This window comes from Halegenticoccus tardaugens, from assembly GCF_004116405.1.
Taxonomy (GTDB): Archaea; Halobacteriota; Halobacteria; order Halobacteriales; family Haloferacaceae; genus Halegenticoccus; species Halegenticoccus tardaugens.
In genome coordinates this window covers 120,636-138,086 of sequence record NZ_SDIC01000011.1, presented here as the reverse complement: position 1 = coordinate 138,086, position 17,451 = coordinate 120,636, and the positions used below count along the sequence as shown (strand labels likewise).

General features: G+C 65.4%; 23 protein-coding genes. 15 read left to right on the top strand and 8 right to left on the bottom strand.

The genetic code is table 11. The features are described from left to right. Window positions 1-56: 56 nt before the first annotated feature. The 4 genes from C3L37_RS22990 to C3L37_RS22980 all read left to right on the top strand — a co-directional run bounded on the left by C3L37_RS22990 (window position 57) and on the right by C3L37_RS22980 (window position 3,815). Window positions 57-590 carry a DUF4188 domain-containing protein gene (locus C3L37_RS22990; RefSeq protein WP_129116869.1) on the top strand — a complete coding sequence of 178 codons (534 nt, stop codon included), beginning with the start codon at window positions 57-59 and terminating at the stop codon, window positions 588-590. A 470-nt stretch (window positions 591-1,060) separates the two neighbouring features. After that, window positions 1,061-2,140 (top strand): sodium:phosphate symporter, encoded by a 1,080-nt coding sequence (locus C3L37_RS22985; RefSeq protein WP_129116868.1) that lies wholly within the window; start codon window positions 1,061-1,063, stop codon window positions 2,138-2,140. An 88-nt stretch (window positions 2,141-2,228) separates the two neighbouring features. Then, complete coding sequence (locus C3L37_RS24630; protein WP_164974853.1) at window positions 2,229-2,369, top strand: hypothetical protein; 141 nt, start codon at window positions 2,229-2,231, stop codon at window positions 2,367-2,369. After that, complete coding sequence (locus C3L37_RS22980; RefSeq protein ID WP_228546441.1) at window positions 2,370-3,815, top strand: sodium/proline symporter; 1,446 nt, start codon at window positions 2,370-2,372, stop codon at window positions 3,813-3,815. 15 nt (window positions 3,816-3,830) lie between these two features. Here the strand turns inward: C3L37_RS22980 and C3L37_RS22975 are convergent, their stop codons facing one another. After that, window positions 3,831-4,409 (bottom strand): class I SAM-dependent methyltransferase, encoded by a 579-nt coding sequence (locus C3L37_RS22975; RefSeq protein WP_228546440.1) that lies wholly within the window; start codon window positions 4,407-4,409, stop codon window positions 3,831-3,833. A gap of 380 nt (window positions 4,410-4,789) precedes the next feature. Between C3L37_RS22975 and C3L37_RS22970 the strand changes: the two genes are divergently transcribed. Then, complete coding sequence (locus C3L37_RS22970) at window positions 4,790-5,866, top strand: D-glucuronyl C5-epimerase family protein (protein ID WP_129116867.1); 1,077 nt, start codon at window positions 4,790-4,792, stop codon at window positions 5,864-5,866. A 37-nt stretch (window positions 5,867-5,903) separates the two neighbouring features. Here C3L37_RS22970 and C3L37_RS22965 read toward each other — a convergent pair whose 3' ends face one another. Continuing rightward, on the bottom strand, window positions 5,904-6,326 hold the full coding sequence (locus tag C3L37_RS22965) for a CBS domain-containing protein (protein WP_129116866.1): 423 nt from the start codon (window positions 6,324-6,326) through the stop codon (window positions 5,904-5,906). Window positions 6,327-6,469: 143 nt separating this feature from the next. On the opposite strand from C3L37_RS22965, the gene C3L37_RS22960 reads away from it, so the two are divergent. The 7 genes from C3L37_RS22960 to C3L37_RS22930 all read left to right on the top strand — a co-directional run bounded on the left by C3L37_RS22960 (window position 6,470) and on the right by C3L37_RS22930 (window position 10,686). Continuing rightward, window positions 6,470-7,321 carry a succinylglutamate desuccinylase/aspartoacylase family protein gene (locus C3L37_RS22960; RefSeq protein ID WP_129116865.1) on the top strand — a complete coding sequence of 284 codons (852 nt, stop codon included), beginning with the start codon at window positions 6,470-6,472 and terminating at the stop codon, window positions 7,319-7,321. Then, complete coding sequence (locus C3L37_RS22955; protein ID WP_129116864.1) at window positions 7,318-7,599, top strand: hypothetical protein; 282 nt, start codon at window positions 7,318-7,320, stop codon at window positions 7,597-7,599. Before C3L37_RS22960 ends, C3L37_RS22955 begins: the two co-directional genes overlap by 4 nt. A gap of 156 nt (window positions 7,600-7,755) precedes the next feature. Continuing rightward, window positions 7,756-8,847, top strand: a complete 1,092-nt coding sequence (locus C3L37_RS22950) for a CNNM domain-containing protein (RefSeq protein ID WP_129116863.1) — start codon at window positions 7,756-7,758, stop codon at window positions 8,845-8,847. Between the two features lie 85 nt (window positions 8,848-8,932). Next, window positions 8,933-9,613: a carbonic anhydrase gene (locus C3L37_RS22945; RefSeq protein WP_129116862.1), complete on the top strand. Its 681-nt coding sequence runs from the start codon at window positions 8,933-8,935 to the stop codon at window positions 9,611-9,613. 61 nt (window positions 9,614-9,674) lie between these two features. Beyond that, window positions 9,675-9,905 carry a hypothetical protein gene (locus C3L37_RS22940; RefSeq protein WP_129116861.1) on the top strand — a complete coding sequence of 77 codons (231 nt, stop codon included), beginning with the start codon at window positions 9,675-9,677 and terminating at the stop codon, window positions 9,903-9,905. Window positions 9,906-10,099: 194 nt separating this feature from the next. Further along, window positions 10,100-10,336 (top strand): hypothetical protein, encoded by a 237-nt coding sequence (locus tag C3L37_RS22935; protein ID WP_129116860.1) that lies wholly within the window; start codon window positions 10,100-10,102, stop codon window positions 10,334-10,336. Next, window positions 10,333-10,686 carry a type II toxin-antitoxin system PemK/MazF family toxin gene (locus C3L37_RS22930; RefSeq protein WP_129116859.1) on the top strand — a complete coding sequence of 118 codons (354 nt, stop codon included), beginning with the start codon at window positions 10,333-10,335 and terminating at the stop codon, window positions 10,684-10,686. The genes C3L37_RS22935 and C3L37_RS22930 overlap by 4 nt, the downstream gene beginning before the upstream one ends. A gap of 770 nt (window positions 10,687-11,456) precedes the next feature. Here C3L37_RS22930 and C3L37_RS22925 read toward each other — a convergent pair. The 5 genes from C3L37_RS22925 to C3L37_RS22905 all read right to left on the bottom strand — a co-directional run bounded on the left by C3L37_RS22925 (window position 11,457) and on the right by C3L37_RS22905 (window position 14,001). Further along, window positions 11,457-11,873, bottom strand: coding sequence for a PIN domain-containing protein (locus C3L37_RS22925; protein WP_129116858.1), 417 nt, complete (start codon window positions 11,871-11,873; stop codon window positions 11,457-11,459). Between the two features lie 9 nt (window positions 11,874-11,882). Further along, complete coding sequence (locus C3L37_RS22920) at window positions 11,883-12,113, bottom strand: hypothetical protein (RefSeq protein ID WP_129116857.1); 231 nt, start codon at window positions 12,111-12,113, stop codon at window positions 11,883-11,885. A gap of 131 nt (window positions 12,114-12,244) precedes the next feature. Beyond that, entirely contained in the window at window positions 12,245-12,511 is a 267-nt protein-coding gene (locus C3L37_RS22915) for a hypothetical protein (RefSeq protein ID WP_228546439.1), read from the bottom strand. Window positions 12,512-12,776: 265 nt separating this feature from the next. After that, entirely contained in the window at window positions 12,777-13,073 is a 297-nt protein-coding gene (locus C3L37_RS22910) for a chorismate mutase (RefSeq protein ID WP_164974852.1), read from the bottom strand. 31 nt (window positions 13,074-13,104) lie between these two features. Next, a complete protein-coding gene (locus tag C3L37_RS22905; protein ID WP_129116856.1) occupies window positions 13,105-14,001 on the bottom strand; it encodes a shikimate kinase in 897 nt (298 codons plus the stop codon). A gap of 133 nt (window positions 14,002-14,134) precedes the next feature. On the opposite strand from C3L37_RS22905, the gene C3L37_RS22900 reads away from it, so the two are divergent. Together C3L37_RS22900 and C3L37_RS22895 are read left to right on the top strand one after the other, a co-directional pair. Further along, window positions 14,135-14,632 carry a DUF5796 family protein gene (locus tag C3L37_RS22900; protein ID WP_129116855.1) on the top strand — a complete coding sequence of 166 codons (498 nt, stop codon included), beginning with the start codon at window positions 14,135-14,137 and terminating at the stop codon, window positions 14,630-14,632. After that, window positions 14,629-14,862, top strand: a complete 234-nt coding sequence (locus C3L37_RS22895) for a DUF7508 domain-containing protein (RefSeq protein WP_129116854.1) — start codon at window positions 14,629-14,631, stop codon at window positions 14,860-14,862. Before C3L37_RS22900 ends, C3L37_RS22895 begins: the two co-directional genes overlap by 4 nt. An 83-nt stretch (window positions 14,863-14,945) precedes the next feature. Here the strand turns inward: C3L37_RS22895 and C3L37_RS25485 are convergent, their stop codons facing one another. Next, a complete protein-coding gene (locus C3L37_RS25485; RefSeq protein ID WP_267195358.1) occupies window positions 14,946-15,080 on the bottom strand; it encodes a DUF7128 family protein in 135 nt (44 codons plus the stop codon). Window positions 15,081-15,202: 122 nt separating this feature from the next. On the opposite strand from C3L37_RS25485, the gene C3L37_RS22890 reads away from it, so the two are divergent. Continuing rightward, entirely contained in the window at window positions 15,203-17,431 is a 2,229-nt protein-coding gene (locus C3L37_RS22890; RefSeq protein ID WP_129116853.1) for an AAA family ATPase, read from the top strand. The last annotated feature ends 20 nt before the right edge of the window (window positions 17,432-17,451 follow it).

The window sequence follows — 17,451 nt, the reverse complement described above, 5'->3', positions numbered from 1 at the left end:
GTTTTCCCAACATGTTAGGGAAATCCACAACAGGATGGTTGCCCATCAGCATCATAATGACGGACGATCACCACCAAACTAACGAACCGATCGAACAGAAGGTGGCTGCGGAGCGCGACGAGGGGTTCGTAGTCTTCCATATTGGGCTCAGAATCAACGCGTTCTGGAAGGTCCATCGTTGGCTGCCGGTCTTCCTGCTCGCGCCACGGATGATCCGGGAACTCGTCTTGGATTCGGAATCAAGTCTGCTCGGAAGCCGAACAGTAGTCGGGCCTGGTATCCGAAACGTCGGATTCATCCAATACTGGGACTCCTTTGAGGCCCTGCGTGATTACGCACGGGATAGTGATCGCCTTCACTTCCCTGCTTGGGAAAACTACTACGAGGACGGGACGAAAGAAGACGCGGCCGTCGGGATCTGGCACGAAACATTCGTCGTGGATCCTGACGGGTATGAGACGGTCTACAACAATATGCCACCCCACGGCCTTGCCGCAAGCGATGGCACAGAGATCGTGCCCGCATCGGACCGGCGGAATACGGCGGCAGGCCGATTGGGACACACTGACGGGACCGATTCGCCATTGTAGGCCGCTTAGGCGGAGTGATGCACAGTTCTGAATTCACAAGCGTCACTTCTCAGAGGCTGAGGGCTTTGAGATGCGGAGGTATCGTTTAACTCAGTTCCAAGACTGTTGCTAGCAGCACGAACGTCCAACGATCGTTCGAATAACTCCCTCCTGTTTCTTCCACCGATCGAGAGGTTATCGAAACTTTGCAAAACTTGGTGTTTCGTTCCCCGAACTTGGATGACTCACTCCTGAAAGGTCGATCCGTTCGACAGTCGAACGCAAGCATGCAGCGCCCATCTGTTCTGTGAATGGTAGTGAGCAGTAACAAGTAGGTCAAAGGTTAAATCCAGAGAGTCGTAGCGTCCATTCAGCCGCCGAACCCGCCACCGAATCGCCGTCGGAACCGACCGCGCGAGTTGCAGCGGGGAACGGTACGGAACCGACGCCCGGGCAACTCACATCCCCCTCTCGGTCGTAGACGAAGACGTATGACGAGTGGCGACGCGAGCGACGCGTCCCCGCGGCGGCTACCGACCGCCGTGCGGGCGTTCGCGGGGCTGGTAGCGGTCGCGGTCTTCCTGTTCGCGGTACAGTTGCTGGGGGCCGCGACGCCGGTGCTCGCCCCCGATCTGGCGTCGACGCTTCGGATCGTGACGCGGTCGCCCGCCTCCGCGCTCGGCACGAGTTGGCTCGCCGCCTACGCGATGTTGAACGGATCGGTCGTCGCGGCGCTCGCGCTCTCGCTCTTCGGAGCCGGTCTCGTGACGCCCGAGCAGCTGTTTTTGATGATCGCGGGGTCGCGGCTCGGGGCCGCGGGCATCGTCCTCGTCATCGGCGGGCTCGATTCCGTCGGAAGGCGTCAGCCGCTCCGGCGCGCGACGGGTCTCGGCGTGCTGACGGTCCTCGTCTCGTACACGATCTACCTCCCGGCGACCGTCGCCGGATTCGCCGTCTTCTCGCGGTTCCGGATCACGTCCGACGGCAGCGGCGGCGCCCCCGTCGCCGACCCCGGCTTGCTCTCCTTCTTCGCGCCGGCCGCGGGTGCGCTCACGGACGTCCTCGGCGGGCCGGCGGCGTTCGTCCTGGCGCTCGCGCTGCTGTTCGGCAGTCTCAAGCTCTTCGGTCGGACGGTCGCAGGCCTCGACAGGCGTCGGCTCCGCGATCGGTACGTTCGCCACCTCCGAAAGCGGTGGCTCTCGTTCGGCGTCGGTCTCGCCCTGACCGGGTTCACGACGAGCATCGCCTTCTCCGTCGGCGTCGTCGTTCCCCTGTACAATCGCGGCTACGTCGATCGAGACGAGATGGTGCCGTACGTCATGGGCGCGAGCGTCGGAACGGTCACCGACACGCTGCTGGTCGCCCTCCTTCTCGACACGCCGGCCGGCATCCGAGCGGTCTTGGTTCTCGGCGGTGCCGCCGCCGCCGTCGCAACGCTCTTTCTCGCGAACCACGACCGGTACGCGACCGCCGTCGGAATCCCGTACGACCGACTGGTGTCTGACGGACGGACGTTCGCCGCGTTCCTCGCCCTTCTCGTGCTCGTTCCGCTGTTTCTCGCGCTCCTTTGAATCGAACACCTCCGATTCTATCACTCTAGCTATGAGAAAACTTCAAAATTCGAAAACTTTATATTATGCTCTTGGTTGGTCGTCTGGTATGACTCCCGGAACCGGATTACCGCTCGGAACGGCCGTCGCCCTCGCGCTGATGGTCGCGATACCGATCGCCGCGTACCTCCTCTACCGCCTCGACGCGCGTCGGACGGGCGGCTACGTCTCCGCGTGGGGACGGCGGTAAATGTCGATCGGAATGCAGGTCACGTTCGGCCTGTACTTGCTCGGCCTGATCGCCATCGGGCTGTACTTCTTTTTCACGACGGAGACGAAGCGGCTGTCGGATTACCTGCTGGCCGGTCGCGACGTCGGGACGTGGCCGATCGCGGTGTCGGACGTCTCGTCGGTCGCGAGCGGGTGGACGTTTTTCGCGTGGGTCGGGACCGGATTCGCGTTCGGTCTGAGCGGATTGTGGTTTTCGCTGACCATGCTCGTCATCGTCCTCCTCATGTACCGGTACGTCGCGTCCCCGCTCCGTCGCGAGTCCGAGGCGATAGACAGCGTCACGGTCACCGACCACGTCTCGTCGACGTTCGGCGGAGAGCGGTTCGGACCGGCGATCCGAGTCGTCGCGACGGTCGCGGTCGTGGTGTTCATGGTCTCGTACGTCGGCGCGCAGGTCATCGCGGTCGGCGAGGCGATGAACGCCGGCTTCGGGATCGACTACACGTGGGCGATCGTGATCGGCGGGGCGGCGGTGGCGCTGTACACCACGCTCGGCGGGTTCAACGCCTCGGTGTGGACCGACTTCTTCCAGGGCATCCTGATCTTCGTCGGCGCGGTCGCGCTGCCGGTGCTCGCGATCCGTGAGGTCGGGGGATGGTCGGCCTTCGTCGATCGCGCGAGCGCCATCGACCCGGCGCTGCTCCGCATGGACGCGGGTCTCGGCGGCGCGGAACTGGCGGTCTTCGTCCTCGTGTGGGTCACCTTCGCGATGGGAACGATCGGCCAGCCGCACTCGCTGATGCGGTTTCAGGCGATCCGGTCCGAGCGGATCGTCAGCAAGGCGTCGGTGATCGCGGTGGCGTTCCAGTCGCTCCGGCTGACCGTGCCGCTTTTCATCGGCATCTCCGGGCGCGTCCTCTACGGCTCCGTGAACGACCCGGAGAACGTCGCGATGATCGCCATCACCGACCTGTTCCCGCCGGTCTTCGCCGGAATCCTCCTCGCGGCGATCGTCAGCGCCGTCCTCTCGACCTCGGACTCGATGCTGCTCGTCACCTCCTCGGACGTCACGCGCTTTTACGAGACGCACGTGAATCCGGACGCGGACGAGCGTACACTCATCGCGGTCGGCCGCGCCGTCGTCGTCGTCGCCGCCGGGTTCGGCGTCCTGCTGGCGTGGGTTCGCCCGGGCACGATCTTCGAGATCATCGAGTTCGCCTACGTCGGTCTCGGCGTCTCGTTGGGGCTCCCGCTGCTTTTCGTCCTCTTTTGGGACCACACGACCGGCGCGGGCGTCTTCGCGGGCGTCGCGGTCGGGCTGGCGAGTTCGATCGCCAACGTCTACGTCTTCTCGGACTACTTCCCGATCCTCGTCTGGCCGGTGACGCTGGCCGCGATCGTCGGCGCGAGCCTCGCGACCGCCGGCGTCGACGCGGACCGGAATCCCGCGCCGGTCGATCAGTGAGACGGCCCCGATCGCTCACTTCGTCGCGGTCGCGGTCGCACAGAACGCCTCGTCCTGCTCCCGGATTCGGACGCGCTCGAATCCCGCCCGGGCGAGCGGTCCCGGCAGTTCGTCTCGCGACCCTCCGGCGTGCGGAGTGAACGCGAGGGCGACGCTCCCGCCGGGTTTCAGAACCCTGTGGAGTTCCCGAAGCCCCGCGACCGCGTCGGGCCACACCTGCATCGAGTTCACGCTGAACGCGGCGTCGAACGTCCCGTCCGCGTACGGGAGGTCGTCTGCGACCCCGCGGCGGAGCTCGACCCGGCCAGCCTCGATCGCCGTCGCGTTTCGCCGCCGCGCCTGCTCGACCATCCCTTTCGCGGGGTCGACACCCGCGACGAATCCCTCGGACGCGGCGGCGCTCGCGAGTTCGATCCCCACGCCGGGACCGAAGCCGACTTCGAGGACGCGATCGGTCGGGGCGAGGTCGAGAAGCGAGACGACCCACCGCGCCGCGTCGTCGTTCGTTCGTGCCATCACTCTCCCGCCGACGTTTCCGAGTATCCCCCGCGGGTTCCCGAACGCCCGATCCAACAGCCAGTCCGTGAGTGCCACTCGAATCACCACCGTCGAGCGCCGAACGAGGGCGATCGCGGCGCTTCTGTCGACCGTCTCTCCATCACGGACGGTTCCACGACGCGCGGAGCCATAGCGGTGCTGCCGAACCGCTCTGGCGGATATATATGCGGCTCTGGCCGCCGGATCGGAACGATCGACCGCGCTTCTTCGATCGACTCCAGCCGGTCCGCTCTGTGCCCCCGTCTCGGCCGGCCTGTCGTCGAACGTGAACGTGTTCGCGGCCGTCACATTAATATCGCTTCGCCAACTATTGTGACCGGAATTATATGTCACCTGTTGAACTCCTCAGCCCTCCGCGGAATCCGCACGCTCCGGCCGCCGCTATTACTCTCCGGTTGGTTCGGAGGTCGTGAGGGATGGATCGGCGTTCCTTCGACGCGTTGCTCGCCGCGAGCGTCGCCGGCTGCACCGACGCGATCGAAAATCCGGACCGACGAGGATCGGAGACGACCGCGGGGGGAACGAAAACCGAGCGGCCGACGGAGACGACCGCGACGGAGACGGCGACCGCGACTCCCCGCCCCGACGCCGCCGAGATCGAGATCGACGGCGTCGTCGCGAAACGGGAGCCGTACGAACTGCGCGAGGTCCCCTACGAGGAGCGGCCGCAGTTCATCCACGACGACCGCCGAGAACCGCAGGAGTGTCGGTACAACGCGGACCAGGTCGACGAGCTCCCGAACGTCGTCGAGGCGAACATAGGCGGCGAGGAGGGCCTCATGCCGCTTCGGACCTCGCGGCTCGCGATGGGCCTGTTGCACTGTTACCGCGAGATCGAACGCGAGCCGTACCTGGAGAAGGCCATCGAGATCGGCGACGCCTTCCTCGACACCGCGACGACGGTCGACGGCGGGATCCCGTACTTCCCCTACACGATGGACAAGGGCGGGTCCGGCGTCCAACTCGAAGCGCCCTGGTACTCCGGGATGGCGCAGGGGACCTCCCTCTCCGCGTACCTCCGGCTGTACGAGACGACCGGCGAGGAGCGGTACGTGGACGTCGCCGACGACGTGTTCCGAAGTTTCACTCGTCTGAAACGATCGGCGGCGGACGGCGAGCCGTGGACGGCGATGGTCGACGACGGCTACTACTGGATCGAAGAGTACCCCCACGATCCGCCGACGCACGTGCTCAACGGCTTCAACGTCGGACTGTGGGGGATATACGAGCACTGGCTCCTCACGAAAGACGAGTTCAGCGAGGCGCTGGTGCAGGCGGCGATCACCACGGTGGCGGACCACATCGAGGAGTACCGCGAACCCGGCGAGGTGAGCTGGTACGGCCTGAACCGCGGCTACCGCGGCAACGAGTTCTACCACGCCGTCCACATCCACCAGCTCCGCCAACTGCACGCGATCACGGGCGACGAGTACTTCGAGGAGATGCGGCGGACGTTCGAGGAGGACAATCCTGAAGAAGAGGGACTCCCGTAGCGCCGCGTCCGCGCGGAACGGCCTCTCCCGCCGGCGCTCAGGGCGAGTACCCCGGCGACTGCGCTTCGATGACGTTCGCGACCTCCTGCATCTCTTCGCCGATCGTCGCGACCATGTCGTCGAGCGTGGCGATGCCGACGAGCGATCCCCCGTCGTCGACGACGGGGATCCGTCGAACCTTCGCCTCTCCGATCGTTCGGGCCAGTTCGATCCCCTCGGCGTCGGCGCGAACGGTCACGACCTCCCTGTCGAGGAAGTCCTCGGCGGTCATCGACGACACGTCTCCCTCTGGAATCGCGAGCGCGATATCCCGGTCGGAGACGACGCCGATCGGCTCGTCGCCCTCCGTGATCACGACGGTCCCGACGTTCTCGTCCGCGAGCTTCCGTGCGATCTCCGTCACCGATTCGTCCCTGCTCGCCGTCACGACGTCGCTGTTCGCGAGGTCTCTCACGGGCATGGTCCGAGTTCCGTCGCGAGACGGAGTAAGTACGGTGCTTTCATTTATCAGGCGTATAAGCGGCACGCTCGCCGCGCCGACGTTCGAGCCCGCTGTGGCGGAGAAGGAACATACTCATGGTCGCGGAACGGGTCCACCCGACAATGAGACGACGGTCGTTTCTCGCGAGAGCCCTCGGAGGAGTCGGAGCCGCCGTCCCGTTCGTCGGCGCGGGGCCGTCCCGCTTCGGCGACGCCGGTGACGTCGGTCGCGCGACGACGACGAACGGCGCTGGAGCGGAGCGGTCGCGCGAGAAGATACTCGACGGGACGCGCCACGAGACCGAGGTCGTCGTCGTCGACGCCCCGGAACCGGGCCCGACCGCGATGGTCTTCGGCGGCGTGCACGGCAACGAGCGGAGCGGCTATCTCGCCGCCGCCGACGTCGCCGAGTGGTCGTTCGAGGCCGGAACGCTCGTCGCGGTGCCCGAGGCGAACCGGGTCGCGATAGAGCGGGACGAGCGACACGGGGTCGGCGGCGACCTGAACCGCCAGTTTCCGCCCGGCGAGGAACCGACGACGGAGCTGGCGCGGGCGCTGTGGGGGACCGTCGAGCGACACGACCCGGACGTCGTCTTCGATTTACACTGGGCGCGGGGTATCTACGGGACCCATCGGGGGCAGGTCGGACAGGCCGTCTTCCCGACGGACGTCGGCGACGCGGTCGCGTACGCCGACGCGGCGATCGGACACCTGAACGACGAGCGCGTCCCGTGGGCGATGCCGTTTCACCGCTTCCAACGGGGAAACGTCATCGACGGCGACGCCCCGCTGCTCGTCCACAAGGTCGCCGGCGACCTGGGACGCGCCGGGTACATCATCGAGGCGACGACCTTCCTGCTCGACGTTCGGACCCGGATCCGCTGGACGAAGCTGCTGGTCTCGGCGCTTCTCACGCAGCACGGGCTCGCCCACGCTCCGGACGTGACTGTGCCCGAAGGAGCGTTCGACGGATGAGCGGCCGGGATGCGACGGCGCGCGACCTCCTGGTCGGCCGCGCCGTCCTCGTCGTCTACGCGCTGCTCGTGATTCCGCTTCTCGTCGGTCGGCTCGACGCCCGGCTCATGACGCCGCTCGCGTACCCCGGCTACCTGCTCATGACGGTCGGCAGCTCGATCGGGAGCGCCCTCTTTCCCAACTACGCCCTGTGGGTGTACTGGGCCCCGTTCCTCGCCGGAAGCTACGCCCTGTCCGTCGCCGTCGGCGGCGCGTACGCGCTGCTCCGCGGTCGGTGAAGGTCGAACGGAGGAGGCGAACGTCGAGGGAGGTCGGCGAGTACCGAGACGGCGCGGTCGTCGTCGCGCGCCCGTCTCTGTCTCGTCCCCCATCGCCCTTCTCGGCCAACCCGCTTATTTGGGTGCCTCGTGTACCGCGGCGGGAGGGAAATCTAGATGGACACGTTGGTAGCCGGCGGGCGGATTGTCGCGGGATTGCTTCTCATCCTCGCGAACGCGTTCTTCGTCGCGACGGAGTTCGCGCTGACGCGCGTCCGCCAGTACCCGGAATCGGAGTTCGACGAACCGGGGCTGCGGCGACCCTGGGAGATGACGGAACGGCTCGAGATCTATCTGACGAGCTGTCAGGTCGGCATCACCGCCTCCAGCATCGCGGTCGGGATCGTCGCCGAACCGGCGCTCGTCGCGGTCCTGGAGCCGCTTCTCGGCGCGGCGCGAATCGACGCGCTCGCGCCGGGATCGACGCACGTCGTCGCCGTGGCGTTGTCCTTTTTCATCATCAACCTCCTGCACCTGACCCACGGCGAGCAGACGCCGACCTACCTCGGCGTCGAGCGGACGAAGCTCATCGCCCGGTACGGCGCGCGGCCGCTGTACTGGTTCACGATGTTCATATATCCGCTCATATATCTCGGTGACAAGGTCGCGAAGTGGACCCTGCGGCTGTTCGGCGTCGAGATCAGCCGGTCGTGGGTGGAAGCGGAGACCGACGCGATCGAAAGCAGGGCGGACCTCCGCAACGAGATCGGCGAGGTGCTCGATCGGGGCGATCTCTCCGAGGAGCGTCGCGAGGAGGTGCTCAACGCGCTCAAAGTCGGCGAACGGCCGGTCGGAGAGATCGCGATCTCGCCGGATAACGTGGCGACGCTCTCGACCGAGCGATCGTTCGAAGAGAACCTGTCGGTCCTGGAGGAACATCCTCACACCCGGTTTCCGCTCGTCGGCGACTCGCTCACCGACTTTCGCGGGATCGTCTACGTCCCGACGATCACGAGGCACCTCGACGAGATTCGCGACGGCGAGGTCGCGTTCGAGGATCTCGCCGCCGATCCGCTGACCGCCGAGGCGGACGCGACGATCAGCGAACTCATCGATCGGTTTCAGGAGGAGCGGCAGGAGCTCGCGCTGGTGCGGGACGGCGAGGAGGCCGTCGGGATCGTGACGGCGACCGACGCGTTCGAGTCGGTGATGGGCGAACTCGAAGATCCGACCGACGTGGGCCGGGTCGCCGACCCGGCGAGCGACTGATCGACCGGTCGGACCGGCTTTCGAAACGCCCCCTCGCTTGCGGTCGAGCCAAGGAATATATCCGAAGGCGGACGTTCGCATAACCATGCGCGAGACGATCGTCGAGTTGCTGCGGAACAATTCGGAACACGCGAGCGAGTACCGGTCCCGGTTCGACGGCGTGCAGGACTCCCAAGAGCCCGACGCGGTCACCGTCTGCTGTTCGGATTCGCGCGTCCTGCAGGATCACGCCTGGGGGAACGACGAACCCGGCCACCTCTTCACCTGCGGCAACATCGGAAACCGCGTCGTTCAGCGAACCGACGCCGGGGAAGCGGTCTCGGGGGACGTCCTCTATCCGATTCGGCACACGGGAACCGACACCGTCGTCGTCGTGGGGCACACGGGCTGCGGGGCCGTGACGGCCGCGTACGACGATCTGACGGACGGGCTCTCCGAGCCGGCGGGGATCGATCACTGCCTCGGCCTGCTGAAACCCCACCTCGAGGCCGGCGTCGGGTCGCTCCCGTCGGGGGTGAGCCGAACCGAGGCCGTAAACCGGCTCGTCGAGTACAACGTCGACAGGCAGGTCGAGTTCCTCGTCGAGAGCGACGACGTCCCCGACGACGTCTGCGTCGTAGGCGTCGTGTACGACTTCCAGGACGTCTACTCCGAGCGCCGCGGGGAGGTCCACGTGATCAACGTCGACGGCGAGACGGACGTCGAGACGCTGCGCGACGACCACCCGGAGATCGACTCGCGGATCGAGCGGCTCTGGGAGTACTGAACCCTTCCTCGCCCCGTCGCTTCATCAATCTTTTTTCCCGGGCGGTCGTAGAGGTCCCCGAATGAGCGACAGAAACGTCATCGAGGAGGTGGAGGCTCGGCTGGAGTACGTTCCCCGCTGGCGATTGATCCTCGGCGTGCTCCTTTTGCTCCCTCCGTTCACGCTCTTGGGTCTGATCCTACTGACCTACGAACTGTTCAAGGCGGGGAAACGAGTTCGCGAGGTCGAAAACGAGACGCTGATCGCGGAGGGGACGGCATCGACGGAGAAATCCGACGGCGGGGCGGAATAACGCGAATTACCCGGTGGCGTGTGCCACCTATCCACTCGCTGATGAACCTCGTTCAGATAGATGAAATCCACCGCGTGAGACTGCGTACGTCACTTCACCAAATTTACCGCTTCTCAAATATACTCGTGCATCAGAATCCTCGTGGGTAATAGTGGGCGAGAGTTATTAAGCAGTGGGTCTTAGTGGGTAACACGATGAAAGTAGATGCTCATGACCTCCGGACCAACGATACAGACGACCGGGGGAGAGTCTACCTCGGGACGGAGTATGCGAATAAGCGTGTGACCGTCGCGATCGTCGAGGTCGAATCCGACGGTCCTGACGAAGAGGAACTGGCCGCCGCGTATAGAGAAGCGTCTGAGAGTGCTGAGGCTCTCTCTGAGGAGTGGGACGAGGTGTCCGACGAGGCGTGGCGCGGACTGGATGAATGAGTGAGAGTACTGACGTTCGACGCGGCGACGTTGCCATCGTCCGACTTGACCCCGCCGAAGGCCACGAGATGAAGAAGACCCGCCCCGCCGTAGTCGTGCAGAACGATGTTGGAAACCGAAATTCCAGCACGACCATCGTCGCCCCGGCAACTGGCACGCATCGAGGCTACCCGTTCGAGGTGCTCGTCGAAGCAGCAGGGTCGCCGTTCGAGAAGGACTCCTCGGTTCGTCTCGACCAGATTCGCGTCGTCTCAATCGAAAAGCGGATTCACTCGGTCGTCGGAAGGCTGAGCGAGCCGACCATGACCGAGGTGGATGAAGCACTGAAACTAAGTCTCGAGCTGGATTGAGCTACCGATTTTCGCGCTGGGAAATTTTGTTCAGGTTCTCAACTGATGAAACAGATTTCGCCTATTTTACCGCAATTCTGTGAACCGGAACGTCGGTGACTGGAATTTGGATGACAGATAGTAACAGAGCCGTTTTTCAGGGACTGGTTGATTCCGCACGTCGATTTCGCCACCTTCGACGGAATGAAAGTTCAAGTCCACCAGCAAAGAGGGCTACTCCGAGGACGACGAACCAACCGAGCAGATACCAGCCAAACGCAGTCGGATCAACAGGAGTCGGTGTCGGTGACTGAGCAACGTAGGTGGCCCAGTTGCTGAACGCCGAAGCAACGAATAATCCACTGACGATAATAAGTGGGACTTTGAGCCGTTTCGCGTACAACAGAGCGCTCGGAATTGCGCCGACTGTGAATGCACCAATTGCAGTGTAGAGAAGGAGGAACTCGTTCCCGACGAGGCGACTGGTGAATCCGAACCAAAGCCAGAGCGCACCCGCGAGACTCAAGTGGAGGATTCCGCCCACGATTCCGGAGAGGAGTGTACTTTTTGTAGGACGTGAGATTATCGATTGCGGGGGCATACGCTACTGGTGTTTCTTTTCTCACTTAACAGTCCGTACGGTCGTTTGACGATTCTGTACTACTCGTTGTACAATAACAGTGATAGGTGTTGTCGGTTCTCACGCTGGTGAATTTTGTTCAGATAGGTGAAATCCACCATACGAGATGGCGCACGTCACCTCTTCTTCCGTTTCCCGGGACTCACCTAAATCACATCGTATCGAACGATTCGATTACTTCGCTGGTTGTGAACACCGGCACGAGGTCTTGGTCATCGAAATCAGAATCGTCGCTCCACACACCTGCGTCACGAGCGAGCGCACAGGCGACGTACAGTACGTCGTCTGGGTCGGTATCGCCTATCGCCTCGTCCACCTCCTCTATGTGCGGGTAGAACTCGCTGGCAGGCACCGTCTCGATGTACTGGAACAGAAGGTCGATGAACTGTTGGACTCTATCTGCATCCATCCCCGATTTTTCGACGATGAGGGCTTCGTAGTTCCCGATTTCGTCGTGGACGACCTCGGCTGTCAGGAGTTCCGGTTCGAGCGTGACGATGAGTTCCCGAGTCTTCGAGTCAGCGATGAGTGCAGAGATGACGACGTTCGCATCGACGACCAACTTCATCCGTCAGAACTACTCCGACTCCTCTTCGAGGCGCTTCCGGGCACTCTCGTTGATTTTGGCAGCGATTTCGTCAACGTCGGCGTTGGTGAGTTCGCTGTCGGCGGTGAGTTCGTCCATCAGTTCGAGCTTCTCGATTTTGTCTTGGATAGCCTGTCGAGTGACCTCGCTCCAGTTGATTTCCGGGTGCTTCTCCATCCGCTCTTTGAGCGCATCGTCCACATTCACAGTGATGGTGGGCATGTGTATATCTATAGAAACACAGAATACTGTGTCTTACGGTATCAACGATTTCGAAGCGAGACCGTCAACTCACGGTGACTCGTTTCACGAGAAGCAACTCGTAACAGGGAATTTGGCTACTGAAACGTCATTCAGTTGATTGTATCTTTGATTTCTCCGACTTCTATGCTAATCGGGATTCCTTCGATTTCATCAGGAACGTCCAACACTGGGGCATCCTCTTCAACTATAATCGTGATAACGGTAGTTGCATAGCCCGCAATCTCTGAATCGCCTCGTGACCGCTCGATGTACACCACTCCGGGCGAATCCGCATACTCTTCGACGACCTGTGCGTGGACACGCCGTGCTGTCTGTACGTGTTCCCACCACTCGGCATCGACCTCCGACCAACTCACGACCTCATACCACTCATATACTCGGGAATGCGAACGGTGGGCCGCTCCTCGTCCGTCAGTTGGTTAGTCGGGTCGTCGGGAGGTTTGGTCATCGAATCTTTACCCTTGATAGAGGTTGACCCTCTGGCCTAATAGTTTCTCACACGCTGGCTTGATTAGCCTCTGTAGAGTCACCGACGCCAGCCAGCTTCAATGGGGGTTATCTGAACAGCAACCGGAAGATATTCAATCATCGGCTTATAGTGGCTGAGGATGCCGAATTCAGCTATCTCTGGTTCCTTTGCTCGACCTTGTTCAACTCGATCAACAGCCGGAAGATCGCCTTCACGAGGTTCGCGTCGACCTCGAACCGCTCGGCGTTTTCGCCCGCCCGTTCCATCACCTGCGCTTCCTGCGACTCGTCGGTCGTCGGGAGGTCGCGTTCCGCTTTCACCCGCGCGATGGTGTCGGCGACGTACGTCCGTCGGGCGATCAGTTCGACGATGTCCCGGTCGATCTCCTCGATCTCCTCGCGCAGTTCGTCGAGCGTCATGCCCTCGGGCGTCGGTCGATCCTCGCTCATGCGCCTCGTCCTCGCGTTCGTGTTCGTCCGTTCATAGGATTCGTGCTCCGTCGTTCCGCGTCTCGGTCAGCCACGTCGTCCCCGGTCGCTCATCCCAGCGGTTCCGCACCCGCGCCAGATCGTCCCGTTCGCCGACGGCGACGACGCTCGGGCCGGTCCCGGACAGGGAGACGCCCGTCGCGTCGGGCATGGCCTCGACCGCCGGATCGGTCGGGAACCCGAGCGCCGCAGAGAAGGCGAGGCCGTTCACGGTCATCGCCTCGCCGTACCGGCCGTCGAGCGCCAGCTCGGCGACGAGATGGGCCATCGGCGCGACGCGCTCGCAGCGCGAGACGTCGGCGTCGGCGGTGAACGCCCGCTCCGGCGGAGTCCACACGAGTGCGTTCCAATCGACCGCTTCGCGGCGCAGGAGTTCGTCCTCGCGGTTGTCGGTGACGGTGACGCCGCCGAGCATGCTCGCCGTCGCGTCGTCGAACGCACCCGTCACGGTCACCCCGACGTCCCGGGCGGCCCGGACGCCGAGCCGACACGCCCCCTCGCGGGTGACGATCGCGGGTTCGTCGTCGGCAGCGGTGGGCGCGTCGTCCGCGCCGGCGACCGCGATCCCGAGCGCGTCGAGGGTCGCCAGCACCGTCGCGTTCGCCGCGGCGCTCGAACTCTTGAGCCCTGCGGCCATGGGGAGGTCGCTCTCGGTCCGGACGTGACCGCCCTCGCCGTCGCCGTACGTCTCCGTGACGAGCGAGACGCACCGCTCGACGAGGCGCGTGTCGGCGTCCGGTGCCCCGTCGACCTCGCCGGTGACGTCGCCGGTCGGATCCAGTTCGACGGTCGCCCGCGTCTCCGCGTCGATGGCGAACGCGGAGCCGACGCCGGTCGCGAGGGCGTTCAGGACGGTCCCCGCCCCGAGGGCGGCCGCGCGGCCGTGCATACGGGGTGACGGACGAGGAGGCGTTTAGGTGTGCCGGTCCGCGCGGATTTCGCTCGATCCCTCCCGCCGTCCCTTCGTTTCCCCCGCCGCCGAGACGCGAGCCTTTTCCCACCGCCGCCGGTAGTGGACGACCATGAGCGCGCGCAACGACGTCGCCCCGAGCACCCTCGGGATCGAACTCCTCGAGTACGGCGTGCAGGTGGAGTACCTCGACGGTCGGCGGACGGTGTACCGCGGCGTCCCGAAGACGGTGACGGACGCCCTCACGACCGGTCCCGGCAAGGAGACGCACGTCCTCGTCACCGACCCGACCGAGACGGAGGGCGTGATGCTGTACGTCAACGATCTCAAGACCCACGACGACATCCTCGAAGACACCGGCGTCGGTCGGATCATCCTCCAACCGGGCGAGGAGGAGGAGGTGTTCCCCGGCGTGACCGTCCGCCGGGCGGGCGGCCAGCGAAACGAGATCGAGGCCGACCCCGAGATCGCCCGCGGGCGGGTCTTCGTCTTCGTCGAGGACGACTGGGGCGAGGAGAGCTTCGAGTTCGTGAGCGACCCGAACGCCGACGGCGAGAACGCCGACGGAGACGAGGGCGACCGCGCCGACGGAGACGACGGCGACGAATGAGCCTCCGGAAGCGCTGGCGGACCCTCGACAGGGAGACGGTCGCGCGCGCGCCGACCCGCTACGGCGTGTACGAACTCGGCGACGCCGACGGTGAGGTCGTCGAACTCGGCGTCGGGCCGCTGCGCGACGAACTGAAGGAGGCGCTCGCGTACGGCACCGCGACGAAGGTTCGATGGGAGGAGGCGGCGTCGAAGGCGCACGCGGAGCGGCTGGCGGAGGAGCATCGGTAGTCCGTCCCCACCCGGTCGCATTCCACGTCGACGGCGGCGGTTCGGCCGTCGATCCCCGTCCGCGCTCCCGAACCGTGCCGACGCTACTGCAGGTACGACGGCGAGTCGGTGTCGCAGTTCTCCTCGTGCTGCGCCGCGTCCTCGCGATCGTCGAACAGCAGTCCGCACTTTTCGCACTCGTACCAGGTCCCCTCCTCGCGCTGCGTGGCGGTCACCATGGCGTGTGATGGGATACCACGGAATATATCGGTTACTCCGGTCGCGGGCTGCGCGCCGGGACCGACAACGGGGGGACGTCGGCTGAGGAAGCGTAAAGGCGGGCCCGAACCAAGGCGACGACATGAGCGACGAGACGGGCCTCGAACTCGCGGTTCGAAGCGCGGAAAAGCGCGACGCGGGTCGCGGTATCGCCCGCCTCCCCGAAGCGGCGCGGCGACGGCTCGGCGTCCTGAGCGGCGACACCGTCGTCATCGCCGGGGGGCGCGAGACGGTCGCCAAGGTGTGGCCCGCCCGGGGCGGCGTGCCCGCCGGCACGATACAGGTCGACGCCGACACGCGGGCCAACGCCGGCGTCAAGATCGGCGAAACCGTCCGCGTGTCGAAGGTTTCCGTCCGCGAGGCGACGGCCGTGACGATCGCCGCGCCGCCCGGTCTCGAAGCCGCCGACGTGGACCGCGAGACGATCGTCGAGGCGGCGAAGCGCGATCTGCTCGACCGCCCGGTCCACGAGGGCGAGCAGGTACACCTCGAACGGCTCGGCGGCGGCGCGTTCGTCGTCGCCGCGACGACGCCGGACGGAACCGTCCGCGTCACGGACGACACGAGGGTGACCGTCTCGATGCGCGAGCGCGACGGGACGAAGCGCCGCGGGAACGAGCGCGGCGGGACGGGGCGCGACCGAATCGACGACGTCGGCGCGGAACCGGCGGACGACGGCGTTCGGGTGACGGTCGGCGGGTCGACGGCGGACGTGCGGACCGGCGTCACCTACGAGGACATCGGCGGTCTAGACGACGAACTCGACCTCGTCCGCGAGATGATCGAACTCCCGCTCTCGGAACCGGAGGTGTTCGCCCGGCTCGGCATCGAACCGCCGAAGGGCGTCCTCCTGCACGGGCCGCCCGGGACCGGCAAGACGCTCATCGCGAAGGCCGTCGCGAACGAGGTGGACGCGACGTTCATCACCATCTCCGGCCCGGAGATCATCTCGAAGTTCAAGGGAGAAAGCGAGGAGAAGCTCAGGGAACGGTTCGAGGAGGCGGCGTCGAACGCCCCGGCGATCGTCTTCTTCGACGAGATCGACTCGATCGCCGGAAAGCGCGACGACGGCGGCGACGTGGAGAACCGCGTCGTCGGGCAGCTTCTCACACTTATGGACGGGCTGGACGCCCGCCGCGAGGTTATCGTCATCGGCGCGACGAACCGCGTCGACGTGCTGGACCCGGCGCTGCGGCGCGGGGGGCGGTTCGACCGCGAGATCGAGATCGGCGTCCCGAACGAGAGGGGACGACGCGAAATCCTCGACGTTCACACGCGGAACATGCCGCTCGCGTCGGACGTCGACCTCGGACGCGTCGCCTCGCGCACCCACGGCTTCGTCGGGGCCGACCTCGAATCGCTGGCGAAGGAAGCCGCGATGACCGCCCTGCGACGCAGCCGCAGGGAGGGCGAGCGGGTCTCGCTCGACGACCTCGAAGTGACCCGCGCGGACGTCGAGGCGGCGCTCGCGGCCGTCGAGCCGAGCGCGATGCGCGAGTACGTCGCCGAGCAGCCGACGACGACCTTCGAGCACGTCGGCGGATTGACCGACGCGAAGGCGACGCTGGAGCAGGCGGTCACGTGGCCGCTCGCCTACGGCCCGCTGTTCGAGGCGGCGAACGCCGCCCCGCCGTCCGGCGTGCTCCTGTACGGCCCGCCCGGGACCGGCAAGACGCTCCTCGCGCGCGCCATCGCCGGCGAGAGCGAGGTCAACTTCATCCACGTCGCCGGCCCCGAACTGCTCGACCGCTACGTCGGCGAGTCCGAAAAGGCGGTCCGCGAGGTGTTCGAGCGCGCCCGCCAGGCCGCCCCGGCGATCGTCTTCTTCGACGAGATCGACGCGATCGCCGGGAACCGGGACGCGGCGGGCGGCGACTCCGGCGTCGGCGAGCGCGTCGTCTCCCAGCTGCTCACCGAACTCGACAACGCGGCCGACAACCCGAACCTCGTCGTGCTCGCGGCGACGAACCGACGCGGTGCGCTCGATCCGGCGCTGTTGCGCCCCGGCCGCCTCGAATCGCACGTCGAGGTCCCCGCGCCGGACGAGGCGGCCCGGCGGGCGATCCTCGGGGTGCACACCCGCGAGAAGCCGCTCGCGTCGGACGTCGACCTCGACGACCTCGCCGCGCGGACCGACGGCTACTCCGGGGCCGACCTCACGGCGGTCTGTCGGGAGGCCGCGGTGCTCGCCATCCGGGAGGTCGCGGAGGCGTACGACCCCGAGGAGGCGAACGAGCGGGCCGACGAGGTGGTGCTCCGCCCCGAGCACTTCGAGGCGGCGCTGGAGACCGTCGGGGCGACGCTGGGGTGAGCGCATCGGCGCGTGTGCGG